The sequence below is a fragment of the Streptomyces sp. NPDC059499 genome, from assembly GCF_042749285.1.
Classification (GTDB): domain Bacteria; phylum Actinomycetota; class Actinomycetes; order Streptomycetales; family Streptomycetaceae; genus Streptomyces.
The window spans coordinates 90594-108940 of record NZ_JBHYTT010000021.1 but is presented as its reverse complement, the minus strand read 5'-3'; the positions used below and the strand labels follow the sequence as shown (position 1 = coordinate 108940).

The 18347-nt window shown below is 71.4% G+C and carries 18 protein-coding genes; 9 read left to right on the top strand and 9 right to left on the bottom strand.

Going from position 1 to position 18347, the window contains the following annotated elements:
• Nucleotide 1: 1 nt before the first annotated feature.
• Complete coding sequence (locus tag ACFW9O_RS33365; protein WP_351171095.1) at nucleotides 2-181, top strand: hypothetical protein; 180 nt, start codon at nucleotides 2-4, stop codon at nucleotides 179-181.
• Between the two features lie 9 nt (nucleotides 182-190).
• Here the strand turns inward: ACFW9O_RS33365 and ACFW9O_RS33360 are convergent, their stop codons facing one another.
• The 4 genes from ACFW9O_RS33360 to zapE all read right to left on the bottom strand — a co-directional run bounded on the left by ACFW9O_RS33360 (nucleotide 191) and on the right by zapE (nucleotide 4337).
• A complete protein-coding gene (locus ACFW9O_RS33360) occupies nucleotides 191-1054 on the bottom strand; it encodes a polysaccharide deacetylase family protein (RefSeq protein WP_384614569.1) in 864 nt (287 codons plus the stop codon).
• A gap of 171 nt (nucleotides 1055-1225) precedes the next feature.
• On the bottom strand, nucleotides 1226-2602 hold the full coding sequence (locus tag ACFW9O_RS33355; protein ID WP_384614567.1) for an alkaline phosphatase PhoX: 1377 nt from the start codon (nucleotides 2600-2602) through the stop codon (nucleotides 1226-1228).
• A gap of 134 nt (nucleotides 2603-2736) precedes the next feature.
• Nucleotides 2737-3162 (bottom strand): OsmC family protein, encoded by a 426-nt coding sequence (locus ACFW9O_RS33350; RefSeq protein WP_384614565.1) that lies wholly within the window; start codon nucleotides 3160-3162, stop codon nucleotides 2737-2739.
• 83 nt (nucleotides 3163-3245) lie between these two features.
• Entirely contained in the window at nucleotides 3246-4337 is a 1092-nt protein-coding gene (zapE, locus tag ACFW9O_RS33345; RefSeq protein ID WP_384614563.1) for a cell division protein ZapE, read from the bottom strand.
• 37 nt (nucleotides 4338-4374) lie between these two features.
• Between zapE and ACFW9O_RS33340 the strand changes: the two genes are divergently transcribed.
• The 4 genes from ACFW9O_RS33340 to msrB all read left to right on the top strand — a co-directional run bounded on the left by ACFW9O_RS33340 (nucleotide 4375) and on the right by msrB (nucleotide 7638).
• The gene (locus tag ACFW9O_RS33340; RefSeq protein WP_384614561.1) at nucleotides 4375-5172 is read left to right on the top strand and encodes a pyrimidine reductase family protein; all 798 of its coding nucleotides are present in this window, start codon (nucleotides 4375-4377) and stop codon (nucleotides 5170-5172) included.
• A 157-nt stretch (nucleotides 5173-5329) separates the two neighbouring features.
• Complete coding sequence (locus ACFW9O_RS33335; protein WP_351171077.1) at nucleotides 5330-5782, top strand: indole-3-glycerol phosphate synthase; 453 nt, start codon at nucleotides 5330-5332, stop codon at nucleotides 5780-5782.
• 44 nt (nucleotides 5783-5826) lie between these two features.
• On the top strand, nucleotides 5827-7221 hold the full coding sequence (gene murC / locus ACFW9O_RS33330) for a UDP-N-acetylmuramate--L-alanine ligase (RefSeq protein ID WP_384614559.1): 1395 nt from the start codon (nucleotides 5827-5829) through the stop codon (nucleotides 7219-7221).
• 9 nt (nucleotides 7222-7230) lie between these two features.
• Nucleotides 7231-7638: a peptide-methionine (R)-S-oxide reductase MsrB gene (gene msrB, locus ACFW9O_RS33325; protein WP_351171072.1), complete on the top strand. Its 408-nt coding sequence runs from the start codon at nucleotides 7231-7233 to the stop codon at nucleotides 7636-7638.
• Nucleotides 7639-7720: 82 nt separating this feature from the next.
• Here the strand turns inward: msrB and ACFW9O_RS33320 are convergent, their stop codons facing one another.
• Nucleotides 7721-8191 (bottom strand): hypothetical protein, encoded by a 471-nt coding sequence (locus tag ACFW9O_RS33320; protein WP_351171069.1) that lies wholly within the window; start codon nucleotides 8189-8191, stop codon nucleotides 7721-7723.
• A gap of 248 nt (nucleotides 8192-8439) precedes the next feature.
• Between ACFW9O_RS33320 and ACFW9O_RS33315 the strand changes: the two genes are divergently transcribed.
• Nucleotides 8440-9312 carry a peptidoglycan-binding protein gene (locus tag ACFW9O_RS33315; protein ID WP_384614556.1) on the top strand — a complete coding sequence of 291 codons (873 nt, stop codon included), beginning with the start codon at nucleotides 8440-8442 and terminating at the stop codon, nucleotides 9310-9312.
• 82 nt (nucleotides 9313-9394) lie between these two features.
• Here ACFW9O_RS33315 and ACFW9O_RS33310 read toward each other — a convergent pair whose 3' ends face one another.
• Entirely contained in the window at nucleotides 9395-11839 is a 2445-nt protein-coding gene (locus ACFW9O_RS33310) for a GTPase-associated protein 1-related protein (protein ID WP_384614554.1), read from the bottom strand.
• A gap of 263 nt (nucleotides 11840-12102) precedes the next feature.
• Between ACFW9O_RS33310 and ACFW9O_RS33305 the strand changes: the two genes are divergently transcribed.
• Nucleotides 12103-12948 carry an alpha/beta hydrolase gene (locus ACFW9O_RS33305; RefSeq protein ID WP_351171060.1) on the top strand — a complete coding sequence of 282 codons (846 nt, stop codon included), beginning with the start codon at nucleotides 12103-12105 and terminating at the stop codon, nucleotides 12946-12948.
• Between the two features lie 60 nt (nucleotides 12949-13008).
• On the opposite strand, the gene ACFW9O_RS33300 is transcribed toward ACFW9O_RS33305, so the two are convergent.
• Complete coding sequence (locus tag ACFW9O_RS33300) at nucleotides 13009-13767, bottom strand: DeoR/GlpR family DNA-binding transcription regulator (RefSeq protein ID WP_351171057.1); 759 nt, start codon at nucleotides 13765-13767, stop codon at nucleotides 13009-13011.
• Nucleotides 13768-13840: 73 nt separating this feature from the next.
• Between ACFW9O_RS33300 and ACFW9O_RS33295 the strand changes: the two genes are divergently transcribed.
• Complete coding sequence (locus ACFW9O_RS33295) at nucleotides 13841-15040, top strand: MFS transporter (protein WP_384614552.1); 1200 nt, start codon at nucleotides 13841-13843, stop codon at nucleotides 15038-15040.
• 102 nt (nucleotides 15041-15142) lie between these two features.
• Nucleotides 15143-15964: a hypothetical protein gene (locus ACFW9O_RS33290; RefSeq protein ID WP_384614550.1), complete on the top strand. Its 822-nt coding sequence runs from the start codon at nucleotides 15143-15145 to the stop codon at nucleotides 15962-15964.
• A gap of 35 nt (nucleotides 15965-15999) precedes the next feature.
• On the opposite strand, the gene ACFW9O_RS33285 is transcribed toward ACFW9O_RS33290, so the two are convergent.
• Nucleotides 16000-17592 (bottom strand): DHA2 family efflux MFS transporter permease subunit, encoded by a 1593-nt coding sequence (locus ACFW9O_RS33285; protein ID WP_384614548.1) that lies wholly within the window; start codon nucleotides 17590-17592, stop codon nucleotides 16000-16002.
• Between the two features lie 145 nt (nucleotides 17593-17737).
• Complete coding sequence (locus ACFW9O_RS33280) at nucleotides 17738-18211, bottom strand: MarR family winged helix-turn-helix transcriptional regulator (RefSeq protein WP_384614546.1); 474 nt, start codon at nucleotides 18209-18211, stop codon at nucleotides 17738-17740.
• Nucleotides 18212-18347: the final 136 nt, after the last annotated feature.

The following is an 18347-nucleotide window of genomic DNA, read 5'->3' as shown; positions in this document are numbered from 1 at the left end:
CATGGACGATGCGTACTGCGAGACGCCCGCACCGGCCCCCGTACCCGTCGACGCGGGCCCGCCGTACGCCGAGTGCGTGCTGTGCCGGAAGCCGACCGAGTACCCGGAGGCGACCAAGGGCAGCACCCTCTGCCCCGTCTGCGAGTGGCAGGAGGCGGGGCGCACCGCCTGCTCGGGCTGACTCGGCCCCTCAGCCCCGCATCAGCTCGGAGACCTTGACGAAGCGGTAACCCCGCGCGCGCAGCTCCGGGACCACGCGCCGTACCGCCTCGTCGGTGACGGGCGCCGCGCTGCGCGTGCAGTGCATGACGACCAGCGAGCCCGGCTTCACGCCCGCCAGTACCTGCTCGGCCACCGCGTCCGCGTCCGTGGCGAACGCGTCGCCGCTGACGACGTCCCACTGGACCGCCGTCACCCCGGTGGCCGCCAGGGCCTTCAGCGAGACGTCGTCGTAACAGCCGCCGGGGAAGCGGAAGTACGGCACGACATTGCGCGCCCCCGTCTCGCGGATCGCGGTGAACGCCCTCTCCACCTCGCCGCGCATGTCGCCCTTCGCGACGGTCGGCAGCCCGTAGCAGGGGGAGGAGAAGGCGTAGTGGCTGTACGAGTGGTTGGCGACCTCGAACAGCGGGTCCGTGCCGATCGAGCGGGCCTGAACCGGGTACTCCTGGGCCCACCGACCGGTCATGAAGACCGTCGAAGGCACCTTCAGCCGACGCAGCAGCGTGATCAGACCCGGGTTGTCGAAGTGTTCGCCCGCGGCGGCGCGCGGTCCCTGGTCTGCCGTCATGTCCGCGTCGAAGGTGAGTGCCACGACCTTGTCGGTGCTGCCCGGCTCGCCGTTCCGCCGGCCGGATCCGTCGGAGCGGCGCTCGAAGACGGGAGTGAGCCCGGCCGGCCCCGGAGCCATCGTGGGCGGCTCGGACTGCGTGCCCCGCGCCTTCGCCGTGTGACTCGGACTCGGGGTGGTCGAGGGCGCGAGGGCATGGGTGCGGGCGGCCTCCGGTGTCCCGCAGCCGGAGAGCACCGCACTCAGAATCATCAGCATGGTCATCGTACGAACTGATTGGATCACTGGAGGACGCTAGCTGATGGGTGCTCAACATCCCTCGCGGCACTCCGGCACTCCGGCCCACGGGCCCGGAGCCGGTCTGTCCGGCCCTGCCGCAACGCACCGGGGCCGGGCAGCGACGTGCTGCCCGGCCCCGGTCCCGCTACCGGCCGCTCAGCGCCAGGGGCCCGTCACGGCGAACGTCGTCCCCGGCGTGTAGCAGTTCAGGAACATCGTCTCGCCGTCCGGAGAGAACGTCACCCCGGCGAACTCGCCCCACTCCGGCTCCTCGGCCGTTCCGATGTTCTGCCGCCCCCGCGCCATCGGATAGACCTCGCCGCGCCGGGTCACCCCGAGGACATGCTGTGCACCGCCGCCGTCCTCACACACCATCAGCCCGCCGTCGGAGGCCAGGCAGATGTTGTCCGGGGACTCGCCGGGCAGCTGGATGTCCGAGTCCGGGCCGAAGACCACCACCAGCGTGAGCCGGCGCCGCTTCGGCTCGTACCGCCAGACCTGGCCGAAGTGGTCGGCCGCCGACCCCTCCGAACTGTGGGCGAAGCTGGAGACGAAGTAGACGGACGAACCGCCCCAGTAGCAGCCCTCCAGCTTCTGGGCGTGCGTGATGCCCTTCGGTCCGAAGTCCTGCAGCCGAATCGGAGTTCCGGCGGCCTGTGGATCGGGGACGGGTACCCACTCGATCCGGTCGAAGCTCGCCCCGGTCTCCTGGACGGCGGACAGGTCGGGTACCCCGGGCACCCGCATGGCCTCGAGCGCGCCCCCCGCCCGCAGCGAGCCCGTGCCGCCGAGCGGCTTCTCGGGGAGGAAGCGGTAGAAGAGCCCGAACGGCTTCTGGAACGCGTCCTCGGTCTCGTACACGATCCCGTTCTTCGGATCGACCGCGATCGCCTCGTGCTGGAAGCGGCCCATCGCGGTCAGCGGTACGGCTCCGGTACGACGCGGATCGGCGCCGTCCACCTCGAAGATGAACCCGTGATCCTTGGTGTAGCCGTTGGTGCCGGCCTTGTCCTCGGTCTCCTCGCAGGTCAGCCAGGTGTTCCACGGGGTGGGGCCACCCGCGCAGTTGACCGCCGTACCGGCGATGGCGACGCGCTCCCCGAGTACGTTCCCCCGGCTGTCGAGCTCCAGGGCCGTACAGCCGCCCTTGGCCGCGGGGTCGTACGTGAGTCCCTCGACCGTCGGTACGCCGATCTTGCCGGTCGGCCGGTTCTCGTGGTTGCGCACGAGGTGGACCCGGCCCCGGCGGCCGGCGAAGGCGGCCATGCCGTCGTGGTTGCTCGGGACCCGGCCCTCGCCGGAACTGAGCGGGTCGCCCTCCCGGGAGAGGACCCGGTAGCGGAAACCCCTCGGCAGATCGAGCAGTCCGTCGGGGTCGGGCACGAGCGGGCCGTAGTCGCCGTGGCCCCGGGCGGCGGCCGTGCCGGCGAAGAGTTCGGTGAAGGCCCCGGCGAAGGCGATCGAGGCGGCGGTCGCGCCGGTGCCGGCCAGGACCTGTCGTCGTGTCGCGTGTCCTTGAGGTGCTGATGACATGAGGCAACTCCCTGTTGGCGGACAGGTGAAGTGACCCGCATGTGTGTACCACGCGTAGTGTCGCGCGGGAACCATGCGGGCCACTGTGCCTCGATGTGCCCCAGGGACGGACGTGGCCCCCAGGGCAGGTGGGATCAGGCCAGCGAAGCGCTGAGCGTGATCGTCGTGCCCGTCAGCGCCTGGCTGACCGGGCAGTTCACCTTGGCGTCCTCGGCGGCCTTCACGAAGCCCGCCTCGTCCAGACCCGGGACCTCGCCCTCCACGGTGAGGTGGATGCCCGTGATGCCGGTACCGGGCTGGAAGGTGACGTCCGCCTGGGTGTTCAGCTTGGTCGGCGGGGTGCCCGCCTTGGCCAGGCCGTTGGACAGAGCCATCGAGAAGCAGCTGGAGTGCGCCGCCGCGATGAGCTCCTCCGGGCTGGTCTTGCCGTTCGCCTCCTCCGCGCGGGACGGCCAGGAGACCTGGAACTCCCCGCTCCCGGAGGAGTCGAGGGTGACAACGCCCTTGCCCTCGAGCAGGTTGCCTTCCCAGACCGTGTGCGCCTGACGCGTGGTAGCCATGCTGGATCCCTTCAAACGGTGTGCGCGGTTATGCGGGACGTACGAGCCGCTGTGACGCCGCTCGTACGTGGTACGCCCCGAACCTACTGCGCCACCAGTCCCTTTGCGTCACGCGCCAGTGCCGTCAGCCGGGAGATCGCCCGGAAGTACTTCTTCCGGTACCCGCCGTTCAGCATCTCGTCGCTGAACAGCCGGTCGAACGGAAGGCCGGACGCGAGCACCGGGACCTCGCGGTCGTACAACCGGTCGGCGAGTACCACCAGGCGCAGGGCCGTCGACTGGTCCGGCACCGGCTGCACATCGGTCAGGCAGACTGCCGTGATGCCGTCGGTCAGCGCTCCGTAGCGGCTCGGATGGACCCGGGCGAGATGGTCGAGCAGGCCGGGGAAGTCGTCCAGGGCGGCGCCCGGGGTGGCGTACGCGGCCCTGGTGACCTGCTCGTCGGAGTACGGCGGCGGGGCCTCGGGGAGCCCGCGGTGACGGTAGTCCTCGCCGTCGATCCGCAACGGCCGGAAGTGCGAGGACAGTCCCTGGATCTCGCGGAGGAAGTCGGCGGAGGCGAAACGGCCCTCGCCGAGCTTGCCGGGCAGGGTGTTCGACGTGGCCGCCAGCGCGACACCGGCCTCGACGAGCCTGCTGAGCAGCGACGACACCAGAACCGTGTCGCCCGGGTCATCCAGTTCGAATTCGTCGATGCACAGGAGCCGGTGACCGCTCAGTGTCTGCACGGTCTGCTGGAAGCCCAGCGCACCGACCAGGTTCGTGAGTTCGACGAACGTGCCGAAGGCCTTGAGCGAGGGGGCGGCCGGAGTGGCGTGCCAGAGGGAGGCCAGCAGATGGGTCTTGCCGACGCCGTAACCGCCGTCGAGGTAGACACCCCGCGGGCCGGTGGGCGGCGCGGGCTTCTTGCTGAACCACTTGCGCTTGCCCGCACCGCTCGCGTGCGCCCCGCCGAGCCCGCCGGCGAACTCGGCGAGAACCTTGACGGCCTCGGTCTGGCTCGGCCGGTTCGGGTCGGGTACGTAGGTATCGAAGCGCACCGCGTCGAAGCGCGGCGGCGGCACCATCTCCGCGACCAGGCGGTCGGCGGGGACGCGCGGCTCGAGGGCGCACAGGGACTGCGGGGCCGTTTCGGCTATGGGGCTCTGCCCCGGCACGGCGGTGGAGGACGACACAACTCTCCACCTTAAGGGCCGTGCCAGACTGCGGGGCATGCGACGCCTGCTCCCTGTGACGGACCTGACAATCGCGGACCCGGCAAAGGCTGCCGGGAGGACATCCGCAGCCAGCGATCGCGAGTGGACACTCGACGAGCTGGCCGACGCCTACGCGTACCCCGAGGGCAGCCGCCCCTGGCTTCGCGCCAACATGGTCTCCACCCTGGACGGCGCGGCCCAGCACGACGGCCGCTCCCAGGGCATCTCCAGCGCGACGGACATGCGGATCTTCGGCACGCTGCGCGGGCTGGCCGATGTGATCGTCGTCGGCGCGGAGACGGTGCGGCTGGAGGGGTACCGGCCCGCCCGGGCCCGCGATGCCTTCGCCGCCCGGCGCGCGGCGGCCGGGCAGGGCCCCGCCCCCGCGATCGCCGTCGTGAGCGCGAGCCTGGACCTGGACTTCTCGCTCCCGCTCTTCACCTCCCCCCTGGTCCCGACCCTGGTGATCACCGGGGCGGCGGCACCCTCCGACCGGATCCACGCGGCCCGGGACGCGGGTGCCGAGGTGCTGATCGCCGGGGACGGCGCCGCCGTCGAGCCGGCGCGGGCGGTCGAGGAGCTGGCCGCGCGCGGCCTCACCCGGCTGCTCACGGAGGGCGGCCCCCGGCTGCTGGGGCAGTTCGTGGCGGCCGGGGTGCTGGACGAGCTCTGTCTGACCGTGTCCCCGATGCTCACCGCGGGGGATGCGCAGCGCATCGCGGGAGGCCCGGGGGTGACCTTGCCGGAACGTTTCTCCCTCACCTCCCTGCTGGAAGAGTCGGGATTCCTCTTCACCCGGTACGGGAAGATCTGACACTTAGCGGAATTTTCCGTTCCGGTTAGCTTCGGATGGGCACACTTAGTCCTGCAGACCCCGTGCAATTGCGGGGAAGGATGGTTTCAGCAGCAGCGGCCGTCCAGGGCCGACGAGATGAAACGGAAGGGCGCCTGCCGTGTTCACAAGCGTTTTGATGATCGAGAAACCGCTTACTCCCGAGGACGTGGAGTTCGTCACCACCCTCCACGGTGAGGAGCGGATCTCGTTCGTCGTACTGATGCAGCCACGCGGTGACCAGGCCGATGTCCTGCTGCGGGCGATCGACGACGTGGCGCTCGGCGAACTGAGAGAAGCGGTCCGCGAGGGGGAGGAGCCGGAGGGCAAGGCGGCGCAGGAGCCCGCCGCGGTCGCCCTGGAGTACTCGCTCCAGGAACTGCGCAAGGCAGGGTCCGAGGCCGTCGGACAGGTGATCGAGGACCACCCCCTGGACAAGCTGAAGACCGTGGTCGACGACGCGGGGGCGGACGAGGTCATCGTGCTGACCGCACCGCACTACGTGGAGGAGTTCTTCCACCGCGACTGGGCGTCCCGGGCCCGTCACAAGGTCGGCGTACCGGTGCTCAAGCTCTTCGCGCACAGCGAATAGGCTGGGCGGACCACATCCACGTCACACCTTCGGGAGACACACGCATGGCACCCGGTATTCCTGCCGCCCTTGAACGGCCGCACTTCATCGGCATCGGCGGCGCCGGGATGTCGGGCATCGCGAAGATCCTCGCCCAGCGAGGAGCGAAGGTGGCAGGCAGTGACTCCAAGGAGTCCGCCACCGCCGAGGCCCTGCGGGCGCTGGGGGTCACCGTCCACATCGGGCACGCCGCCGGTCACCTGGCGGACGACGCGTCCTGCGTGGTCGTCTCCAGCGCCATCCGCCCGGACAACCCCGAGCTGGTCCGCGCCGCCGAGCTGTCCGTGCCCGTCGTACACCGCTCCGACGCGCTTGCCGCACTGATGCAGGGCCTGCGCCCCATCGCGGTCGCCGGTACGCACGGCAAGACCACCACCACGTCGATGCTCGCCGTCGCCCTGTCCGAGCTGGCACTCGACCCCTCGTACGCCATCGGCGGCGACCTCGAGGGTCCGGGCACGAACGCCGCGCACGGCGGCGGCGACATCTTCGTCGCCGAGGCGGACGAGAGCGACCGCAGCTTCCAGAAGTACGACCCCGAGGTCGCGATCGTCCTCAACGTCGAGCTGGACCACCACGCGAACTACGCGTCGATGGAGGAGATCTACGACTCCTTCGAGACCTTCGTCGGCAAGGTCGTTCCCGGTGGCACCCTCGTCATCTCCGCCGACCAGCAGGGCGCGGTGGAGCTGGTGCAGCGGGTCCGCGACATCTCCTCGCTCAACGTCGTCACCTACGGCGCGTCCGACACCGCCGACGTACGGGTCCACAAGGTCACCCCGCGCGGGCTGACCAGCGAGGTCACCGTCGTCCTGGGCGGCAAGTACCTCACCTTCACGGTCTCCGTGCCCGGCAGCCACTACGCCCACAACGCGGTCGCCGCCCTCGCCGCCGGTGTCGCCCTCGGCATCCCGGCGCACAACCTGGCCTCCGCCATCGGCAAGTACACCGGCGTCAAGCGCCGTCTCCAGCTCAAGGGCGAGGCCGCCGGGGTCCAGGTCATCGACTCCTACGCGCACCACCCCACGGAGATGACCGCCGACCTGGAAGCCATGCGCGGCGCGGCCTCCGAGGCCCGCCTCCTGGTCGTCTTCCAGCCCCACCTCTTCTCCCGCACCCAGGAGCTCGGCACCGAGATGGGCCAGGCACTCGCCCTCGCCGACGCCTCGGTGGTCCTGGACATCTACCCGGCCCGCGAGGACCCGATCCCGGGCATCACCAGCACCCTGATCGTCGACGCCGCCAAGGCGGCCGGGGCCGACGTCACGGCCGTCCACGACAAGGCGGCGATCCCCGCCGTCGTCGCGGGAATGGCGAAGCCGGGCGATCTGGTTCTCACGATGGGAGCGGGCGATGTCACCGACCTCGGCCCGCAGATCCTGGACCACCTGTCGAGCTGAGGAGCCACCGTGTCCTACGACGTCGAGAAGCCCGACGAGCAGTGGCGGGCGGAGCTGAGCCCTGCCGAGTACGCGGTGCTGCGCAAGGCAGGCACCGAGCCCGCCTTCGTGGGTGAGTACACCGACACCAAGACCGCCGGTGTCTACTCCTGCCGCGCCTGCGGGGCGGAGCTGTTCCGCTCCGACACCAAATTCGAGTCGCACTGCGGCTGGCCGTCCTTCTACGACCCGAAGGACACCGACGCGGTCGAGCTGATCCAGGACAACAGTCTGGGCATGGCCCGTACCGAGGTGCGCTGCGCACGCTGCGGCTCGCACCTGGGCCACGTCTTCGAGGGCGAGGGCTATTCCACGCCGACGGACCAGCGCTACTGCATCAACTCGATCTCACTGACCCTGGCGCCGGACGAGGGCTGAGCACGGGGGCGGGGCGGCGCACAGGTCGGTCCTCCTGGGACTCCGCGGGCGCCGCCGGTCAGCCGCACCCGGATGCCGCCGGTCAGTCCTCGTCGGGCTCGGCGGAGACCTCGGGGCGCAGCAGGGGGTGCGCGACGCCGGGGAACACCCGGGCCCGCACGACCTCCTCGGCGGATCCGCCCTGGACCACCGTCTCCGCGACACCCCACGGCCGGCCGGCCAGCCGCACGGTCAGGGTGTACGAGGACGAGCAGCCGGTGCACTCGTAGCGGTCGGCCCAGATCTCCACGTCCGTGACGCTGCCCGGATACCGCCTCACGTGCAGGTGCCGGGCATGGCAGTGGTCGCACGTCTCGCCCGGCTCACAGGTGCCGCCGCACGGACAGGGAACATCCAGCGACTCCGCGGGCTGCCAGCGCTGGATCAGCCTGGCCTCGCGGGTCGCGCCCATGTCCTTCATGGCCTTCAGATTGCGCGCGGCGACGTTGTACGACTCGCCGGTCGCGGCCATCCGGTCCCGGATGACGTCCTTGCGCCCGCGGTTCGTCGTCATGTCTTCCTCCTGGGTGTACGCAGCCCGTCAGGAGGCCCACGAAATCGTTCTCCCTACGGTACCTGGCGCACCGCACCCGCCGCTCCGCCCCGGCCCGAAGCCCAGTGGGCCCGCATGCGCGCCACACCTGCGGAGGCCAAGGCGCCGAAGACGGCCGGAACCGCCGGTTCGGGCGGGCGCACGGCGGGGCAGGACGACGGTGGACAGCCCGAGAGCTGTCGCACCACCTGGGTAGAAGGAGCACCACGATGGCAACGCCTCTGTCCGCAGACAAACTGCTCAAGGCCCTCCGGGACGAAGGTCTGCACGTCGTCGAGCACCGGAGCTGGCGCACGCACAACCGCAACCACAAGGGCCCGTGGGGGCCCGTCCACGGGGTGATGATCCATCACACCGTGACCTCAGGCACCCAGAGCTCCGTCGACCTCTGCTACGACGGCCATTCGACCCTGCCGGGCCCGCTGTGCCACGGCGTGATCGCCAAGGACGGTTCGGTCCACCTGGTCGGGCACGGCCGCGCCAACCACGCCGGACTCGGCGACGACGACGTCCTGCGGGCGGTGATCAACGAAACGGCGCTGCCCGCAGACAACGAGGCCAACACCGACGGCAACCGCTCCTTCTACGGCTTCGAGTGCGTCAACCTCGGCGACGGCAAGGACCCGTGGCCGGCCGTTCAGCTGGAGGCCATCGAGAAGGCCGCCGCCGCGCTCTGCCGGGCGCACGGCTGGAACAACCGCTCGGTGATCGGCCACAAGGAGTGGCAGCCGGGGAAGATCGACCCGCGCGGGTTCACGATGGACTCGATGCGCAGCCGGATCAAGGCACGCCTCGGCGGACAGCCGGACGGCCCCTCCGAGCCGCCCGCGCCGAAGTACGAGCCGTTCCCCGGTGCGGCGTACTTCCGGGCCGGCCGGAGCAGCGCCGTCATCACGGCCATGGGGAAGAGACTGGTGGCCGAGGGCTGCGGAAGGTACGAGGTCGGCCCCGGCCCCGACTGGTCGGAGGCGGACCGCACGTCGTACGCCGCCTGGCAGCGCAAGCTGGGCTACTCGGGAAGCGGCGCGGACGGCATTCCGGGCAAGGCCAGCTGGGACAGGCTCAAGGTGCCCAACGTCTGAGCCGCCGCGTCCGGTACTCCCGGGTGCCGGACCGCCCGGATCACCCGCCGCGTCCGGTACCCCGGGTGCCGGACCGCCCGGATCAACCCCGGCGTACCCGCCGCACGATCCGCTTGCCCAGCCGCCCGATCGAGCGGGACGGCCGGCGGTTCCAGGCGCGGAAGGCGTCGAGCGTGCGGCTGTTCCCCTCACGCTCGACGGCCCCTTCCACTGCCGTGACCCCCTCGGGAGACAGGGCGCGCACCGCCGGGTGCAGCACCTCGACCAGCAGGGCGGTGCGGGTCCTGGTCCAGGCGTCGCCGGCATGGGGGTGTGCGGTCCACACGGTGAAACAGTCCGCCACGTACGCGGGTTCGGCCCGGAGCCGGGTCAGGACCTCGTCGCGGCGGGCGACCCTGCCGTAGGCCGCGAACAGGTCCTCGTCCCCGCTGTGCACGAACGCGTACAGCTCCGCCTCCGGCCGGTCCGGGGCGAGCAGCCGCTGGGCCAGGGCACCGTAGGCGTGCTCCAGCACCAGCGGCTCCACCGGCTCGGCGAGGGCGCGCAGCGACCTGGCCCGCTCGGCCCAGCCGGGCTCGACCGCACCGGAGCGGACGTCCCGGGCGAAGTCCAGCAGCAGCAGTGAGGCACGCACCCGGGCGCCGATGTCCTGCGGGAAGCTGCGCAGCAGGTCGTGGGCGAGTTCCGGGGCGGCCTCGTCGTCGAAGGGCGCGGCGAGCGCGGCGGCGACGAGATGCCTCCAGGTGCCGGCCGTCCGGTGCGCGTCCGACGTCGTCTCGCCCAGCAGCGAACGTGCCTCGCCCGCCGTCGGGGTGTCCTCGCCCCACACCAGGCCCACCGCGGTCCGCAGCACCAGCGGCTCGGCGAACGGGGACATGCCGGCCGCCCGCAGCACGGTGTGCAGGACCATCACCCGGTCGGCGCCGCGCGCCTTGGCACCGGGAGCCTCGGCACACATCCGCAGATGCGGCAGCGCCTGCGTCCCGGTGAACGGCAGGGCGACCCGGACCAACAGCCGCTCCGTCCCGGCGGGGTCGTCCGGCGCGAGCCGGTCCAGCTCGCCCAGCAGCGCCGTACGCACGTCGAACTGCTCGTCCAGCAGGTCGAGCAGGGCGGGGCAGGCGCCGGCCTCCGGATCGTCGAGCAGCGCACGCGCCAGCCTGCGTACGACACCGGGCAGCAGCTCCGCACAGTCCATGCCGAGCAGCCGCACGATCCGCAGCACCTGCACGGTCCGCGCGACACCCCGCGGAACTCCGGCCGCGAGCTCCGCCAGCAGGTCCTCGCCGAGCTCCGCGACCAGCGCGGCGACGGCACGCTCCCCGGCCGGCTCGGCGAATGCCGAACGCGGGGGCGGTTCGAGGGCGACTTCGGTGCCCCGTACCGCCTCCGTCACCAGCAGCGCGGCCAAGGGGGCTGTGACAGCGGCGGGGGAGCGGCCGTCGAGCGCCGTGAGCAGCCGGAGGGCGGAGGCGCATTCGGCGGCCGTCCGGTCGTCGGCGGGTGCCGTCAGCGCGTCGGTCAGCTGCCGGGTCTGCTTCTCGTCCAGGGCGTACGGCCGATCAGCCGCCCAATCAGCTGCCGCGGCACGCTCGTTGGACCCGAGCGCGATGCCGGCGCCGAGCGCCGTCACGGCGAGCGGTCCGGCGGCGAACGGCTCGCCCGGCAGCTCCGCCGCGTCCCGGAAGAGCTCGGGTGCCCGGCTGCGCCAGATGCGGGCAGCCGTCCCGGCCCAGGCGTCGTCGACGGGCGACGCGGGGCGCGGACCGGTGCTCGCGTGCACCCGGAAGCGGGGGTTGCCCGCGTCGGGGGCGTCCTGCGGCAGCACGCCGATCACCTGGTGCGACGCGCGTTCCGGATGCCGGGTGTACGTGGTGAACGTCAGTCGTTCGGCGTGCCCCCGGGGCAGTACGGCGGCGGCCAGTGCGACCCACCGGGCCACGTCCGCGCTGTGGCGCTCGACGAGGACGACCGGCGGCTCGGACGGATCCTCGCTCACCCGGCGCAGGTCGGCGAGTACGGCCGCGAGCCACGGGCTCCGGGACACGGCGAAGTCGCCCAGCCCCTCGCGGGAGAGGCCGCCGGAGGCGGACGGCGATGTGGAGCGCGCGGTCAGCGGATCGGGCAGCACACGGTCGGGTGTGGAGGCCAGCCAGCCCGCGGCTCCCCACGCGGCGACCGGGAGGGCACCGCCCGGCAGCGGCGTCCCGGCCGGCAGGTGTATGCCGTGCGCGTGGAACGCTCCGGCGCCGACGGCCACGGTGCGGCCGAGGAGATGACTGCCGTCGGACAGCGCGCTGAAGCTGAACGCGACCGGCAGTGCGCGCAGTTCGGCATCCGTGAGGCGCCCGGATGCCCCAGGTATCCCAGAGGTGTCCGGCGTCCCTGCCGGAGGCTCGTACCCGAGGAGCTGCCCGGCCTCCGCGCGTACCGGCCCGGGTATCGCGGGATCGACGGCGGTGAACCGGCCGCCGGGCTCCCCGTCCCCGGCCGCGGCGGAGGTGTAGTGCAGCTGAGCGAGGCTCATGTGAGTCGGTCCTTTTTCCGTGCCACGTCCGTCCGGGCCCACCGCGGTCACAACTCCGTGAAGGGAGCGGTCCGTAGTCGCGTGGGCGACGCTATCAAGGCCCGGGCCATGAGCTCTCGTTGTCGCGGTACGAGGGCGGTGCGCGGGCACTGTGCGGCGCCGGACGTACCGGAATCCGGGGCATCCGCGGCACCCTCGACATGGCCGGAACCCGCATCCCGCGCCACCCCTCCCGGGCGGTGACGGCGGTTTAGGTTGGTCGCATGACCGATGCGCTGCTTTCCGCAGGAGTGGTGGAGTACGAGGACACCGGTGGCGACGGACCCGTGGTGGTTCTGCTGCACGGGGTCGCGATGAACGGCTCGCTCTGGCGGCACGTCGTCGGCGAGCTGCGCGACGACTTCCGGTGCATCGTGCCCACGCTGCCCCTGGGGGCCCACCGCAGGCCCATGCGCCCGGACGCCGATCTGACGGTCCCCGGGGTCGCGCGGCTGGTGGCGGAGTTCCTGGACGCACTGGACCTGACCGACGTCACGCTGGTGATGAACGACTGGGGCGGGGCACAGGCCCTCGTCGCGGACGGTCGGGACCAGCGGATCGGCAAGCTCGTGATCACGTCCTGCGAGGCCTTCGGCAACTTCCCGCCCGGTCTGCCCGGGCGCAATCTGTACGCCGCGGCGAAGATGCCAGGCGGCATCGAGCTCGCCTTCGCGCTCCTCAAGCTGAAGCCGCTGCGCAGACTGCCCATGACATGGGGGTGGATGAGCAAGCGGCCCGTCCCGGACGAGGTGATGGACGCGTGGTTCCAGCCCCTGTGGACGTCCACCGAGATCCGACGGGACCTCAGGGCGTATGTTCTCGGGGTACCGCCCGAGGACGAACTCCTGCGATGGGCGGAAGGGCTGCGCGCGTTCGACCGTCCCGCACTCGTCGTCTGGGCGACGGAGGACAAGGTCATGCCGCTCGACCACGGACGCAGACTCGCCGAGCTGCTGCCGCAGGGCGAACTCGTGGAGATCGCCGACAGCTACACCCTCATCCCGGAGGACCAGCCGCAGCGGCTGAGCGCGGCGATCAGAGCGTTCCTGCTCAAGACCGCGGGGGCCTGAGCCCTCTCCCGGGCGCCGGGTGATCCTGCGGCACGGCCCCCACGGGACCGGACTGCCGTGTCACACCCTCCGTACGTCCACGCCCACCGCTCTCAGCGCCTCGACCTCGTCATCGGGTGCCGCCGCGTCGGTCACCACCGTGTGCAGGGCGGCGGCGGGGGTGACCAGGGCCAGGGCGGTGCGGGAGAGCTTCGGGGCATCCGCCACGGCGATGACGCGGCGGGCCGACGTGATCGCCGCGCGCTTGACCGCCGTGTCCTCGAGGTCGTAGGCGGTCAGCCCGTCGGCGGCGGTCAGGCCGCAGCAGCCGATGACCGCGGTGTCGAAGCGCAGCGAGGCCAGGGACGCCTCGGTCAACGGGCCGGTCAGCGCGAGCTCGCCGGGTCGCGGGCGGCCTCCGGGCAGCAACAACGTCAGCCGGTCCGCCCCGGTGAGGGCGTTGGCCGCGTGCAGGGACAGCGGCATGACGGTCAGTCGGCGGTGGGCGAGGGCGTGGGCCACTTCAAGGCACGTGGTGCCGCTGTCGATGACGACCGACTCACCGTCCGCGATCAGTGAGGCGACCTCCGCCGCGATGCGCCGCTTCGTCTCCAGGCCCTCCTGCGCCCGAAGGGCGAACGGCGGCTCCTCGCCCCGCAGCACCAGGCTTCTGGCCCCGCCCCGGTAGCGCTCCAGGACCCCCTGGCCGGCCAGGGTCTCCAGGTCGCGGCGGATAGTCATCTCCGAGGCGCCCGTGAGCTCGGCCAGTTCCGTCACGGTCTGCCGGCCCGCGCCGAGTACCGCGTGCGTGATCTGCTTCAGTCGGTCTGCGCTCGCCATGAACAAAGTGAACACCAAAGATGTGCGTAAAACAAACTTACAAACAGAAAATCTGTTTGTTAGGTTTGCGCGCATGGAAAGACTTCTGCGGGTCGGCCGGCTGGCCACCTTCGTGTACTTCACCCTCTGCGGCTTCATCCTGGGGATGTGGATCGTCCACATCCCCACCATCGAGCACCGGGTGGGTATCAGCCATGCCGTCCTCGGCTGGCTCCTCCTGCTGCTCGGCGGTGGAGCGTTCGCCGGGATGCAGCTGATCGGTCCGCTCAGCGACCGCTTCGGCGCCCGCAAGGTCGTCCCGGTCAGCGCCGTACTGTCCTGCGCCGCTCTCGTCCTGCCGGGCCTTGCCACCGATGCCTGGACCCTGGGTGCCTCGCTGTTCGTGCTCGGCTGCGTCACGGGATGCCTGGACGTGGCCATGAACGCCCATGCGGTGCAGGTGGAGCGGGGTTACGGCCGGCCCGTGATGTCCGCCTTCCACGCCATGTTCTCCATCGGCGGGGTCTTCGCGGCGCTGGTCGGCGCGTTCACCCTGGGCCGGAACTGGAGTCCGGCGGTCACGCTCGGCGCCATGGCCGTGCTCAGCCTCGTCGTCACCCTGGCCGCGATGCCGGCGCTGCTGCCCCCGGACGCCGCCCCGGCGGAGGCGGACGACGCCCCGAAGGCCGCCAAGGGCCCCGTGCCCCGCCGGATCTGGATCATGGCGGCACTCGCCCTCATGCTCATGCTCTCCGAAGGTGTGGCCGGAGACTGGAGTGCCCTGCACCTCAAGGACGTCCTGGACGCCTCCCCGTCCACCGCCGCCTTCGCCTACGGTGCCTTCGCCACCGCGATGACCATCGGCCGCCTGCTCGCCGACCGGGTCTCCGCCCGCTTCGGACCGGTCGCCATCCTCCGTTACGGATCCGGCTTGGCCGCCGCGGGGCTCGTCCTGGCCGCGCTCTCGCCCACGATCCCTCCGGCCCTGATCGGCTGGACACTCTTCGGTATCGGCCTGTCCGGCACCATCCCGCAACTCTTCAGCGCCGCGGGCCACATCGACCCGGCCGCCGCGGGAACGAACGTCTCGCGCGTGGCGGGCCTCGGCTACATCGGCATCCTGGCGGGCCCCGCGGTGATCGGGCCGATGACCCACTTCATGCCGCTGAACCTCACCTTCTTCCTGCCGGTGGTCTTCTGCGTCATCGCCTGCCTCACGGCCCCGATCCTCATGACCGACTCCGCGAAGCCCGCCGGGGCCGCGACCAAGGAGCCCGCACCCCAGGAGGCCTGAGAACTCCCGCCGTCCGTGCCCGGGTAAATCGTGATCAAGGGATCATTGACCGTGGCACGGCGCGTTGGGGACGCTGCTGGTTCGAACCGATGGGGCGGGAACATGGAACGGCAGCAGTACATACAGCGGTGCTCGGAGCTGTACGCGGTGGGCGGCTACGCAGGAGTCAGGGAAACGGCGGAGGCCGGGCTCGCCGAGCTCGGTCCCGACCCGGTCCTCTTCCGCTGGCTCGGGCAGGGGCACGCCGCGGAGGACGAGGACGACCACGACACCGAAGCCGAGGGCGCGTACCGCAAGGGGCTTGCGCTCGCGGCGGACGACCTGGGGCTCCTGGTGTCGTACCTGGAGCTGTGCCTCCGGTCCGATTCCTTCACCTATCCGGGGCGCGCGGCCCGTGCCGCGGCCATGAAGGTGCGGCTCGAGGAGCTGGCCCCGCCCGGGTCGGCGGAACGGGCGCGCGTGGACGAGGTGACGGGGTGGGCCGGCCGCGGGTACTGGGACGACATCAAGGCGGCCACCGCGGAGGGGCGTGCGCGGCACGAAGGGGCTGCGGCACAGAGAGTTCTGGTCACCGACGCGTTGCGGCGAGCCGCTCGCGGTGAGTCCGCCGACGAATCCGGAGAGGACCTCGCCGCCGCCGAACTGGCGGCGGCGGTCGAGCTCCTGCAAGGGCCCCGCAACGCCCCTCTGCGCCTGCTCCTCGCCCATCGGGCTCCGGCGCACGTGCTGATCCTCACGCTCTGTGTCGGCGTCAACTACGCCCTGGTGCTGAGCGGCACCCTGACGTACAGCCTGTGGGGCTGGCTGCTCTGGTTCCCGGTACTGGTCGCGGAAGCCAAACTCCGCCAGGCAAAGAAGCTGGGACGTGAGCGCGTCATCGCCCGCATGCGGGAGCGCCACGAGCGGGTGGACTCCGCCGCCTGACGCCGGGAGACGCGGAGACGGGGAGGACGGGGTCCTCAGTCCTCCACGGCCTCCGCCCCGGTGCGACGGCGCATGCCGAACCCGGCCAGCAGCGCGCCGGCGGCGCACAGGGCGGCGGTGACGACCACGGCGGCGTGCACACCGTTCATGAACGCGTTTCCGCTGCCCTCGATCACCGCGGCCCTCAGCTGCGCGGGCATGTCGGCCGAAACGGGCGGGACACCCATGGACACCGCGTCCTCGGCCTCTTCGAAGCCCCTCGCGGCCCCGGCCGGGACACCGGCGGAAGTCAGCTCGCCGGTCAGGGTGGAACCCACCTTCCCGCTGATCAGGGAGACCAGCACGGACGTGCCGAACGCACCTCCGATCTGCAGCGAGGTGGCCTGCAGCCCGCCCGCCACTCCGCCGTCCTTCCTCGGCGCGTTGCCGACGATGGCGTCGGACGAGGCGGACATCACGATGCCGACGCCCAGGCCGATGGCCAGGAACGGCGGCCACAGGGCGGCGTACGGGGAACCGGTGTCCCAGGTCAGCATCCACAGGGCCGCCGCGGCCTGGAGGGTCATGCCGACCGGCATGGTGAGCCGCGGGCCGAAGCGCTGGGTCAGGGCGGCTCCGAGCGGTGCCGCCACCACGGTGGCCAGGCTGAACGGCAGGGTGCGGACACCGGCTTCCACCGGGGAGAAGCCGCGCACGTTCTGCAGGTACAGCATCACGAAGAAGATGACACCGAGCATCACGAAGAAGTTGATCGCGGTGACGATCGTGCCGATGGCCAGGGAACGGTTGCGGAAGAGGCGCATCGGCAGCAGCGGGTGGTCGAGGCGGCTCTCGTACCGGCAGAAGAAGACCAGCAGGACCAGGCCCGCGGCGAGGGACCCCAGCGTTCCGCCCGAGGTCCAGCCCCAGGTCTCACCCTTGACCACGCCGAAGATCAGGGCGACCAGGCCGATGCCGAGCAGGAGTACGCCGGGTACGTCGAAGCGGTGGCTTCCCGTGGAGTCCTTGCTCCTGGGGAGGACGAACAGGCCGAAGAGCAGGGCGACGACACCGATGGGGGCGTTGATGTAGAAGACCGACTCCCAGTTGACGTGCTCGATGAGCAGACCGCCGACGATCGGGCCGAGCGCGGTGGAGCACGACGCCACCATGGCCCACAGGCCCACGGCCATGCCGAACTTCCGGGGCGGGAAGACCGCGCGCAGGAGGCCGAGGGTGTTGGGGATCAGCAGGGCGGCGAAGAGGCCCTGCACCGCACGGAAGCTGATGACACCCTCGATCGAACCGGAGAGGGCGATCGCCACCGAGGCCAGCGTGAAGCCGAGGGTGCCCACGAGGTAGACCGTGTGCCGCCCGAAGCGGTCACCGAGTTTGCCGCCCAGGATCAGCAGGGCGGCCATGGCGATCAGATACGCGTTGGTGACCCACTGCAGGTCGGCGGTGGACGCGCCGAGGTCCCGGCCTATCTCGGGGTTGGCGATCGCGACGACGGAGCTGTCGAGGTTGACCATGAAGAGACCGATGGCCACGGCGATCAGCGTCAGCCAGGGGTTGGCTCGCCTGCCCGCGGGGGCGTCCGGGGGAGCGGCTGCGGGCAGGGGGGATTGGTCCACTGTCGTGGAGGACATGGAAATGCCTTGTCTGTGTACGTACTTCGGGAAGCGAAGAAGACGGAGAGAGGCGCCGGGGGCGCGCGAGGCCGCGGTGACGACAGCTGCCGCCGTGACAAAGGCTGCCGCGGCGACAGGAGTCGCCGCGGTCAGGGACCGGGTGTCAGCCGGCGGAGGCGCGGAGCCGCAGGTTCAGTGACGTCAGCGCGCCCAGAGCCGCGCCGAGAGCGTCGAGCTCACCATCGGTGAGGGTGTGGAGGGCGTGCGCCACACAGCCCTCCTTGAGCAGCCGCGCCTCGGCGAGCCGCTCCCGGGCCGTGGCCGTGGGATACAGATGGGCGACCCGCTTGTCGGCCGTGTCCTGCCTGCGCTCCAGGAGTCCCAGCTCGGTGAGCCGGGAGACGAGGGCGCTGGCGTTGTTCGGCTTCATCATCAGTGCTTCCGCGGCCTCGCGGACGGTGATGCCCTCACGTTCCTCGACGAGGAACAGCAGGGCGAGTTGGCCCTCCGGCAGACGGGGGTGCGGGAACTCGCGGCCGACATGCCGTTCGAGACTCCGTTGCAGCGCGGGCAGGACCGTCACGAGCGCGGAGGCCACGCGGTCGACGTCCTGGGAGGGCGCGCTGGAGTCGGGCATGTCCGCAGCATAGGTACTCCAGGATACCTATGTCAACATACCTAAATGCCCGGTCGGCCGGCTGCCGTGAACCCCGGCACCGGTCGGGCGGCTGACGTGGGGCCCTTCGCCGTGGTGGTATATCTGCAGTTGAGAG

Coding starts and splice junctions, on each gene's coding strand:
- ACFW9O_RS33365 (WP_351171095.1), top strand. CDS start 2: ATGGACGATGCGTACTGCGAGACGCCCGCACCGGCCCCCGTACCCGTC.
- ACFW9O_RS33360 (WP_384614569.1), bottom strand. CDS start 1,054: ATGACCATGCTGATGATTCTGAGTGCGGTGCTCTCCGGCTGCGGGACA.
- ACFW9O_RS33355 (WP_384614567.1), bottom strand. CDS start 2,602: ATGTCATCAGCACCTCAAGGACACGCGACACGACGACAGGTCCTGGCC.
- ACFW9O_RS33350 (WP_384614565.1), bottom strand. CDS start 3,162: ATGGCTACCACGCGTCAGGCGCACACGGTCTGGGAAGGCAACCTGCTC.
- ACFW9O_RS33340 (WP_384614561.1), top strand. CDS start 4,375: ATGCGACGCCTGCTCCCTGTGACGGACCTGACAATCGCGGACCCGGCA.
- ACFW9O_RS33335 (WP_351171077.1), top strand. CDS start 5,330: ATGATCGAGAAACCGCTTACTCCCGAGGACGTGGAGTTCGTCACCACC.
- murC (WP_384614559.1), top strand. CDS start 5,827: ATGGCACCCGGTATTCCTGCCGCCCTTGAACGGCCGCACTTCATCGGC.
- ACFW9O_RS33320 (WP_351171069.1), bottom strand. CDS start 8,191: ATGACGACGAACCGCGGGCGCAAGGACGTCATCCGGGACCGGATGGCC.
- ACFW9O_RS33315 (WP_384614556.1), top strand. CDS start 8,440: ATGGCAACGCCTCTGTCCGCAGACAAACTGCTCAAGGCCCTCCGGGAC.
- ACFW9O_RS33310 (WP_384614554.1), bottom strand. CDS start 11,839: ATGAGCCTCGCTCAGCTGCACTACACCTCCGCCGCGGCCGGGGACGGG.
- ACFW9O_RS33305 (WP_351171060.1), top strand. CDS start 12,103: ATGACCGATGCGCTGCTTTCCGCAGGAGTGGTGGAGTACGAGGACACC.
- ACFW9O_RS33300 (WP_351171057.1), bottom strand. CDS start 13,767: ATGGCGAGCGCAGACCGACTGAAGCAGATCACGCACGCGGTACTCGGC.
- ACFW9O_RS33295 (WP_384614552.1), top strand. CDS start 13,841: ATGGAAAGACTTCTGCGGGTCGGCCGGCTGGCCACCTTCGTGTACTTC.
- ACFW9O_RS33290 (WP_384614550.1), top strand. CDS start 15,143: ATGGAACGGCAGCAGTACATACAGCGGTGCTCGGAGCTGTACGCGGTG.
- ACFW9O_RS33285 (WP_384614548.1), bottom strand. CDS start 17,592: ATGTCCTCCACGACAGTGGACCAATCCCCCCTGCCCGCAGCCGCTCCC.
- ACFW9O_RS33280 (WP_384614546.1), bottom strand. CDS start 18,211: ATGCCCGACTCCAGCGCGCCCTCCCAGGACGTCGACCGCGTGGCCTCC.